The organism is Microcystis sp. LE19-10.1B (assembly GCF_027530565.1).
GTDB classification, from domain to species: domain Bacteria; phylum Cyanobacteriota; class Cyanobacteriia; order Cyanobacteriales; family Microcystaceae; genus Microcystis; species Microcystis aeruginosa.
Map to the genome: position 1 here is coordinate 1 of NZ_JAPZQM010000763.1, position 9,301 is coordinate 9,301.

Here is a 9,301-nt window from a genome sequence, read left to right on the forward strand (position 1 = left end):
GTGGGGTGTGGGGTGTGGGGTGTGGGGTGTGGGGTGTGGGGTGTGGGGTGTGGGGTGTGGGGTGTGGGGTGTGGGGTGTGGGGAGTGGGGTGTGAGAATTATGAATTATGAAGTGGGGAGTTTTTTGCTGTGAACAGTGAACAGTGAACTGAAAACTCAAATCTGATCAGTGATCACTGATAACTGATCAATGATCACTGACTAAATCCTGCTATAATCTGATTGAATAAGTATAAAAATATTAATTGCTCGATCGCTAATTATGGAAGATACCCTGCCGCTTATTTACGTTTCTGGATTGCTAATTTTCGTGATTGGTTTAGGAATTTTTGTCATCGTGCAAATCTTTAAAACCCGTCGAGTGGAAGGAACCTTTAACAAGCTACAAAAGAAATTGCAAAAAGAAAAAGGTACAGCTAAAGAATACTATGAATTAGGGAGTCTTTATCTCGATAAAAAACTCTATGTTCAAGCATTGAGTTTACTACAAAAGGCTTTAAAAATCTCTGAGGAAGAAAGCATCGAACCAGAAAATCAAGCCCTAATCTACAATGCGATCGGTTTTTCCTATTTTGCTCAAGAACAATTAGAATTAGCGATTCGTAACTACAAAGAAGCCATTAAACTTTATCCTCAATACTCGATCGCTCTCAATAATCTTGGCAATGTTTACGAAAAGAAACAAATGGCTAAAAAAGCTCTCGAAACCTACGAAGAAACTCTCAAATTTGATCCTGATAATACCGTAGCGAAAAAGCGCACCGAATCCCTGCGTAAACGCTTTGCTGAATCGAAATAGTTTTGACTACTGATCAAATTCTTTTTAGAGATCGAAGAATCTTCGATCTCTTTCTTTATTTCAAGCCATAAAACAAGACAATTAAACTAGGGGTTAAAAACGTCAAAATTAAATTTAGGGGCGCACCCAAACGGGTAAAATCGAGGAATTTATAGCCGCCAGGTGCATAAACCATGGTGTTAGTTTGATAGCCAATTGGTGTGAGATAACTATTAGAAGCAGCAAAGGTGACAGCATACATAAAAGCCAAAGGATTTAAACCCAAAGTTTTCGCCACTTCCACGGCGACGGGAATCATTAACACGACGGCGGCGTTATTAGAGAGGATTTCAGTTAAAACTGAGGTAATTAGATAGAAGAAAACTAAGATCCAAAACCCCGAAAGATTGCCGCCGATAGCCACTAAATTATCTGCTAACCATTTAGTAGTTCCCGAGTTATCCATGGCAGTACCTAGGGGAATTAAACCCGCTAATAAAAAGATAATATCCCAACGAATAGAACCATAGACTTCCCCCGGTTTTAGACAGCCAGTAATTACCATTAAAACCACCCCAACTAAACTGGTGACGAGAATTGGTTGAATATCAAAAGCGGCAATAATAATCACCGACAAAGTAATTATTAAAGCAATAATGCCTTTATCCTGTCGCTGGGATTCAATTTCTTTTTCTTCTAAGACTAATAATTCCCGCGTGGTTTGTAAACCAATAAAACTCTGTTTTGGTCCCTGAACCAAGAGCAAATCGCCAAACTTTAAAGGAATTTTACCTAATCTTCCTTGTAGTAATTCCGAACCACGGCGAATCGCCAGAACTGTTGCGTTATAACGCTGACGGAATTTCAAATCTTTTAAAGTTGTCCCAATTAAACGGGAATTAGAGAGAATCAAAACCTCGGCTAATTTTTCCTCACCTGTAGTAATTACCGACTCAATATCTTCTTTCTGAAATTTGAGATCAGCAAAGATTTCTAATCCTCTTTCATCTTTAATTTTTAATAGTTCTTCCCGGCTACTGTGAACGATTAAAATATCGCCAGCATTGAGAACTTTATCGGCTAAAGGTTGGGGTAAATGTACCTTATTTCTGATTAATTCCAACACATCAAAATCAAACTTTCTTTGTAGTCCACTTTGAGATAAAGTTTGACCGATAAGATTAGAACGAGGGGTAACAATGACCTCACTCAGATATACTTTAGAACCGTAATCATCGTCTAAAAATTCCCCCGTGGAAGATTTGCGATCAGGTAGTAATTTCGGGGCAAAAATTGTTAAATAAATCAACCCTGCCAAAAAAGTTACTAATCCTAAAGCAGTGAATTGAAATAAGCTAAATTCCCCATAACCCAGCTTGGCAGAAATACCACTAGCGAGAATGTTAGTAGAAGTTCCCACCACGGTAATCATCCCCGCTAAAACCGTGGCGTAGGAAAGGGGAATTAATAACTTAGAAGGGGAAATTTTTTGTTTTTTACACCAATCTTCAACGATGGGTAAAAAGATCGCCACCACTGCCGTGTTATTAATAAAAGCACTAATCGGCCCCACCAATGCCCCTAAGACAAATACCTGTTGGTGGGGATTTTTGCCCCCCCAAACCAGCAAGCGATCGCGAATTACTTGAATCACTCCCGTGCGGGTAATTCCAGCACTAAGCACAAACATCGCCATCACTGTCACCGTGGCAGAATTACTAAATCCGGCGATACCTTCTTCGGGAGTAACTAAACCCAAAAGAATGAGGACAATAGCCACGCATAAAGCGGTTAAATCTACCGGTAGCCATTCCGCCACGAAAGCGACTAAAGCAACGACTAAAACCGTTAAAGTCAGAATAATTGGTGTTGGCATTGATTTATTTTTTCGTCATGAACCAGCGAATAAATAACTTCTCCAACTCAATCCAAACAAACATTAAGGCACTAAATCCAAAACAGATTAATAATTCCGTGCCACTAATCCATTGAGTACCGAAGAAGTTTTGTAGAGGAGGAGCATAAATTAACAACAATTGTAGGATCGTTGTCAAGCCCACGGCAGCAATAATGTAAGGATTAGAGAAGGGATTCATTTGCACAGCTAACTGGGTATGGGAACGCACCGCCAAAGCATGACCCATTTGTGCTAAACAGAGGGTAGTAAATACCATGGTTTTCCAACGTCCAGGATCTCCGATTTCGGGGGTTGCTTGAGTATATCGGTAAGCCCAAGCCATCATAATAATGGTGAGAATGGCAAACACCACACCGATGCGAATCATATACCAACCCAACCCGCGAGCAAAAATGCTTTCCCGGGGGCTAAAAGGTGGACGTTTCATCACATTAGGTTCGGCGGGTTCCATTGCCAGAGCAAGAGCCGGTAAACCGTCGGTGACAAGGTTCATCCAGAGGATTTGCAAGGGAGAAAGGGGTACACCGCCTAAACCGAGCAGAGGAGCCGCTGCAATCGTTAAAACCTCGCCAATATTACTGCCGAGAATGTATTTAATAAAGCGCCGAATGTTGCTGTAAACCACGCGCCCTTCTTCGGTGGCGGCGACGATGGTGGCAAAATTATCATCCAGCAAAATCATATCACTGGCTTCTTTGCTGACATCGGTTCCCGTAATCCCCATGGCGATGCCGATATCCGCTTGTTTTAGTGCCGGAGCATCGTTCACCCCGTCCCCCGTCATGGCGACGAATTTGCCCTGTTTTTGCAAAGCTTGGACGATTCTCAGCTTATGTTCGGGAGAAACGCGAGCATAGACGCTCACACCATCTACCTCTGCCTCTAGGTCATTCTGAGACATTTTTTCTAATTCTTTACCCGTGATTACTCGCTCCCCGGGGGCAGCAATTCCTAATTCAAATGCGATCGCCTTGGCGGTTAATTGGTGATCTCCGGTAATCATAATCGGACGAATTCCCGCTTGACGACAGAGGGCAACCGCTTCTTTAACTTCTTTGCGGGGTGCATCGAGCATTCCCACCAATCCCAACCAAACCAGGGATTGTTCCTCACTATCTTCTCTTTCCGCTTCTGGCACTTCTGTCATCGGTTTATAGGAAAAACCTAAGACTCGTAGGCCATTACCCGCCATTTCGTCATTTTGTGCCAAAATACGGCTTCTTTGTTCATCTGTTAAGGGTTGACTTTCTGCCCCAACTTGGATCAGAGAACAACGTTCGAGAATTAATTCCGGTGATCCTTTGGTAAACATTAAATAGGCAGAATCCCCCAAACCTAACTGGGCATTCTCACAGATTACTGACATTCTCTTTCTTTCGGAAGAAAAGGGAAATTCGCCTAAACGAGGGCTTTGTGGTGCCAATGCTTCCCGATATAGTCCTCCTTTACCCGCTAACGTCAGTAAAGCTCCTTCGGTGGGATCGCCTAAAATTGACCATTCTTGAGCTTGATTCTGCAAAAGTGCATCATTACACAGGACACAAGCCGTTAAAATTGCCTGTAGTTCGGGATCACTTTCACTAGCACCACTAAACTCACCGATGGGCGCGTAACCCTCCCCCGTGACAGTAATTGTCTGCTCGGAAGTATTAACTTTCTGCACCACCATTTTATTTTGAGTTAAAGTTCCGGTTTTATCGGAGCAAATCGTCGTTACCGAGCCTAAGGTTTCCACTGCCGGCAATTTACGGATTAAAGCTTGTCTTCTCACCATTCTTTGGGTTCCAATTGCCAATGTCACCGTTACCACTGCCGGTAAACCTTCGGGGACAACAGCCACAGCCATACTAAGGGAGGTTTCTAGTAATGACTCAAAAAACTGCCAACCAAAGCGAATTACGCCCCCAAGCACGACTACAGCCACTAAAGCTAGGGAACCACTCACTAAAACGTTACCTAACTGCGACATTCGCTGCTGTAGGGGAGTTGGTTCACTTTCTACTCCTTGTAACATGGCGGCGATTTTACCAATTTCCGTATCCATTCCCGTCTTGGTAATCGCCACTTTCCCCCGTCCCTGTACTACTTCTGTACCCTGATAGACGAGGTTAATGCGATCGCCCAAAGAGGCATCTTCTGGTAAAACCTTCTGTGCTTGTTTATTCACCGATTCCGCTTCACCCGTTAAGGCAGCTTCGCGGATTTGCAGGTTTTGTGCTTCTAATAATCTGCCATCGGCGGCAATTTGTACTCCCGCTTCCAGTAACATGATATCCCCGGGGACAAGTTCCTTGGCCGCCACTTCAAAGGTGCTACCATTACGAATAACTCTAACTTTGGGCGAGGATAACTGCTTAAGGGCCGCTAATGCCTTTTCTGCCCGACTTTCCTGTAAATATCCTAAAATACCGTTTAAAATAACAATTGTAAAAATAGCGATTGCGTCTTTGGGAAATTCCCCTTTTTTCAGGTCCAAAACTGCCGAAACCACCGCCACGGCAATCAGCATCACTAACATAATGTTAGTAAACTGTTCCCAGAGAATCATTAACGGGCTACGTCCCCCCGTTTCTTTTAGTTCATTTAACCCGAAAATATCCTTTCTTTTAACAATTTCCGCCTCGATTAAGCCGGTTTCCCCATTGGTTCTCAGTATTTCTAGGGTTTGTTCCCCAGTTAAATTATGCCAAGCACGATTATTCTCTATTTCCGAGACTTGAGGTGACGTAGTGGGAAAAGTCATAGCGATCGATTGAAGAGGGTGTACGCGTGAACTAAAAAGGTAAGCGAATTAAGCTAATTACATATCACAATATCAGTTATCAGTTATCAGTGACCAGTTATCAGTTATCAGTGACCAGTTATCAGTTATCAGTGACCAGTAAGCAGTCAGCAGTTATCAAGGAAGTGGGGTGTGGGGAGAACAAAGCCGCCTCCTGCCCCCTGACTTCTCGATAATCTGAAAAAAAATGTAACGAAATGTGAAGTATAATGGCGAATGTGATAAAGACAAGACATTAGAGAGTAGATAGGAAACGATGCGAGTTGCGATCGCTGGTGCGGGACTAGCCGGATTATCTTGTGCGAAATACCTTGTCGATGCGGGACATACGCCCATCGTACTGGAACGTCGCGATGTATTAGGGGGAAAAATTGCCGCTTGGAAAGATGCCGATGGGGACTGGTACGAAACCGGTTTACATATCTTCTTTGGCGCTTATCCCAATATGCTGCAATTATTCAAAGAATTGGGCATAGAAGATCGCCTACAGTGGAAAGAACACTCGATGATCTTCAATCAGCCGGAAAAACCGGGGACCTATTCGCGGTTTGACTTCCCAGATATTCCCGCCCCAATTAACGGTATTGTTGCCATTCTTCGCAATAATGATATGTTAACTTGGGAGGAAAAAATTAAATTTGGACTCGGTTTAATCCCTGCCATTGTTAAAGGCCAAAGTTACGTCGAGGAGATGGATAAATATTCTTGGTCGGAATGGTTAGAGAAACAAAACATACCGCCTAGGGTAGAAAAAGAAGTGTTTATCGCTATGTCGAAAGCCCTAAACTTTATCGATCCTAACGAGATTTCCGCCACAATTCTACTAACGGCCCTCAACCGCTTTTTACAGGAGAAAAACGGCTCAAAAATGGCTTTTCTCGACGGTTCACCCCCGGAAAGACTCTGCCAACCTTTAGTCGATTACATCACCGCTAGAGGCGGCGAAGTGCGCTTAAATGCCCCTTTAAAAGAGATTATCTTAAATGAAGATGGCACAGTTAAAGCCTTCTTAATGCGCGGTTTAGACGGTGGGGAAGATTATCTTTTTGAAGCCGATCTTTATGTGTCTGCAATGCCGGTAGATCCTTTAAAAGTTTTACTACCTAAACCTTGGCAAGAAGATAAATTCTTTCAAAAATTAGAAGGATTAGAAGGGGTTCCCGTCATTAATTTACACCTCTGGTTTGATCGCAAACTAACCGACATCGATCATTTATTATTCTCCCGTTCGCCCTTACTCAGTGTTTATGCTGACATGAGCAACACCTGTAAAGAATACGCTAACCCCGATCGCTCGATGTTAGAATTAGTTCTCGCTCCCGCTCAGGATTGGATTAGCAAATCCGATGAAGAAATTATCGCCGCCACGATGAAAGAACTAGAAAAACTCTTTCCCCAACATTTTACTGGCGATAATCCCAGTCAATTGTTAAAATATCATCTGGTGAAAACTCCCCGATCAGTTTATAAAGCCACCCCTGGCCGACAAGCTTATCGACCTTCTCAAAAAACTCCGATCGAGAATTTTTATCTCGCCGGTGACTATACCATGCAAAAATATTTAGGAAGCATGGAAGGAGCCGTTTTATCGGGGAAATTAGCGGCAGCAGTGATCAGCAAAGATCACCCCGCAGCACCGCTAAACCCGAATAAAACCCAATCTACACCAGTGTCCAGCGCTCGTTAATTCTCTGGCTAGGGACTAATGACGAAAATGGCCTTGAGTGAGACAATGCTATATCATTAGCCACAGTTCGCCGTTAATCTAAGTCAATCATTCCGCCCCAGCAGAATGCTCCAATTGCCAAAACCGACCCACCCCACCAAACCCCTCGTCTCCCTTGCGGAGTCCTACGAACTCTGTCGCCGGATTACAGAGAAGTATTCCAAAACGTTTTATCTCGGTACTCTCCTGATGCCGAAAGCAAAACGTCAAGCGATCTGGGCAATTTATGTCTGGTGTCGTCGTACCGATGAACTGGTCGATGGACCCCAAGCCCGGTTAACTACACCTGAAACCCTTGATTTATGGGAAAAACAGCTAGAAACCGTCTTTTCTGGGGTTGCCATCGAGGATGCCGATGTCGCTCTCGTGGATACTCTAGAAAAGTTCCCCATGGATATCCAACCCTTTCGGGATATGATCGCCGGGCAACAGATGGACCTCTATCGCAGTCGTTATCAAACCTTTGATGAACTAAAACTGTACTGCTATCGGGTGGCGGGGACGGTGGGGTTAATGTCCAGCGCGGTGTTAGGATTGGAAGATGACGATCGCTCTGCCCCTTGGCGGCGCAATCAAAGCGTCTATATTCCGCAAGAAGAAGCGATCGATCTCGGTATTGCCAATCAATTAACCAATATTTTGCGGGATGTGGGGGAAGATGTCCATCGTGGGCGGATTTATCTACCTTTAGAGGATTTAGAGCGTTTTAACTACAGCGAAGACGATTTACTCAAAGGGGTTAATGATCACCGTTGGCAGGCGTTAATGCGCTTCCAAATTGAGCGGGCCCGTTATTACTACGATTCCGCCGAAAGGGGGATTCGCGCCCTTAATCCCGATTCCCGTTGGCCGGTTTGGGCGGCTTTACTGCTTTATCAAGGCATTTTAGACGTAATTGAAGCAAATAATTACGATGTCTTCGCCCGTCGTGCCTTCGTGCCTTTAACCAAGAAAATGCTCTATTTACCCGTGGCTTGGTTGCGATCGCAAGCGTTATAAAAATTCGACGGGTTTTGCTGCTTGCCGACTCCACCCGTCGAGTCTTAACTAGGGTTGGCTGAAAAAGTCTTTCCTGGGGGCAGGGTGTGGGGTGTGGGGTGTAGGGTTTTACCCATTTTCATCTGGTAAACTACCTAATTTTCAGGGAAAAAGTCCCTGAATTCTCCCCCTGATCACTACCATATCTGGTACTTTTTGACCTCCCCAAAGTCTAAAAGTCTTACCCAACAAGGTTTTTAGATTTATTCAGCCAACCCTAACTATTAAGTTTTCCCAATTCAGCTGCTTAACTTGGGTTTGCTTTTTCAGCGCGATTTAGGAGTCACCAACCAGAAAGGTCCGGTTTCCGTGCAGGGAACATCTCGTTCGGTTTCGTAAACCACAAGACCGTCTTGCCGATCCAAAACTAACGCTTCTCCTAGACGGACGTAGGATATAAACGGGACAAGATAGCGGACGACTGGCTCATCGCTACAGGCAGGCAACACCCGATCGTTAAAATACTCCCCTCCCACATCCTCGACGCTTTCATAGTAGCGGATGCTGAGATCATCGATCGCTTTCCCCGGAAAGCGGTCTTGGATAGCTGACCGGAGAAATTCTGGCAGCGGTCGATCGGGCGATAATAATGTTCCAGATTTCATGGCTTTTCCCCCTAAAACTAAAGGAAGCGGGAAACTCTGACAAATGCCGTCCCGATCGGAACTATTGGCTTCCGCTCCCCACCTCGGCAATTTTTTACTAGGGATGGGATCTGGCGCAGGGAGTCCCTTTGTATTCATTGTAACAAATTTCCCCAGAAGGGTTCGGGGCGATACGGTGAGAACAGTTTTTCTTGATTTTTCGTTACAAAGATTGACAAATTTATCCTTTTATTTTGGCGATAATAATAATTACCAGGCGACAAGCCAGAAAAAATAATGGAAACAGGGAAAGACGGACGAGGCTGGGACTAACTAGGGTTTGCGGCAAAAAGTTTTTCGGTGGTGGCAGGGTGTGGGGTGTGGGGTGTGGGGTGTGGGGTTTTACCAGTTTTGAGGTGGCCAATTACCTAATTTTCAGGGAAAAAGTGCCTAAATTTCCCCCCGATCACTCCCA

The 9,301-nt window shown here is 44.4% G+C and carries 7 protein-coding genes; 3 read left to right on the forward strand and 4 right to left on the reverse strand.

All coding sequences use genetic code 11. The features are described 5' to 3' along the window. Window positions 1-262 precede the first annotated feature (262 nt). Complete coding sequence (locus tag O9332_RS27610; protein ID WP_288028216.1) at window positions 263-799, forward strand: tetratricopeptide repeat protein; 537 nt, start codon at window positions 263-265, stop codon at window positions 797-799. A gap of 55 nt (window positions 800-854) precedes the next feature. Here the strand turns inward: O9332_RS27610 and O9332_RS27615 are convergent, their stop codons facing one another. Together O9332_RS27615 and O9332_RS27620 are read right to left on the reverse strand one after the other, a co-directional pair. Beyond that, the gene (locus O9332_RS27615) at window positions 855-2,654 is read right to left on the reverse strand and encodes an SLC13 family permease (RefSeq protein ID WP_288028218.1); all 1,800 of its coding nucleotides are present in this window, start codon (window positions 2,652-2,654) and stop codon (window positions 855-857) included. Window positions 2,655-2,658: 4 nt separating this feature from the next. Continuing rightward, complete coding sequence (locus O9332_RS27620; protein ID WP_288028219.1) at window positions 2,659-5,439, reverse strand: cation-translocating P-type ATPase; 2,781 nt, start codon at window positions 5,437-5,439, stop codon at window positions 2,659-2,661. Window positions 5,440-5,734: 295 nt separating this feature from the next. Here O9332_RS27620 and pds point away from each other — a divergent pair, with 295 nt between their 5' ends. Beyond that, window positions 5,735-7,165, forward strand: coding sequence for a 15-cis-phytoene desaturase (gene pds, locus O9332_RS27625; protein WP_288028221.1), 1,431 nt, complete (start codon window positions 5,735-5,737; stop codon window positions 7,163-7,165). Window positions 7,166-7,270: 105 nt separating this feature from the next. Beyond that, window positions 7,271-8,203: a 15-cis-phytoene synthase CrtB gene (gene crtB, locus O9332_RS27630; protein ID WP_002762567.1), complete on the forward strand. Its 933-nt coding sequence runs from the start codon at window positions 7,271-7,273 to the stop codon at window positions 8,201-8,203. Window positions 8,204-8,508: 305 nt separating this feature from the next. On the opposite strand, the gene O9332_RS27635 is transcribed toward crtB, so the two are convergent. Further along, a complete protein-coding gene (locus O9332_RS27635; RefSeq protein ID WP_002762568.1) occupies window positions 8,509-8,985 on the reverse strand; it encodes a hypothetical protein in 477 nt (158 codons plus the stop codon). Window positions 8,986-9,067: 82 nt separating this feature from the next. Continuing rightward, complete coding sequence (locus tag O9332_RS27640; RefSeq protein WP_079209469.1) at window positions 9,068-9,250, reverse strand: hypothetical protein; 183 nt, start codon at window positions 9,248-9,250, stop codon at window positions 9,068-9,070. Window positions 9,251-9,301 lie beyond the last annotated feature (51 nt).

Excerpts from the sequence above, each read along its gene's own strand:
- O9332_RS27610 (WP_288028216.1), top strand. The coding sequence starts at position 263 with ATGGAAGATACCCTGCCGCTTATTTACGTTTCTGGATTGCTAATTTTC.
- O9332_RS27615 (WP_288028218.1), bottom strand. The coding sequence starts at position 2,654 with ATGCCAACACCAATTATTCTGACTTTAACGGTTTTAGTCGTTGCTTTA.
- O9332_RS27620 (WP_288028219.1), bottom strand. The coding sequence starts at position 5,439 with ATGACTTTTCCCACTACGTCACCTCAAGTCTCGGAAATAGAGAATAAT.
- pds (WP_288028221.1), top strand. The coding sequence starts at position 5,735 with ATGCGAGTTGCGATCGCTGGTGCGGGACTAGCCGGATTATCTTGTGCG.
- crtB (WP_002762567.1), top strand. The coding sequence starts at position 7,271 with ATGCTCCAATTGCCAAAACCGACCCACCCCACCAAACCCCTCGTCTCC.
- O9332_RS27635 (WP_002762568.1), bottom strand. The coding sequence starts at position 8,985 with ATGAATACAAAGGGACTCCCTGCGCCAGATCCCATCCCTAGTAAAAAA.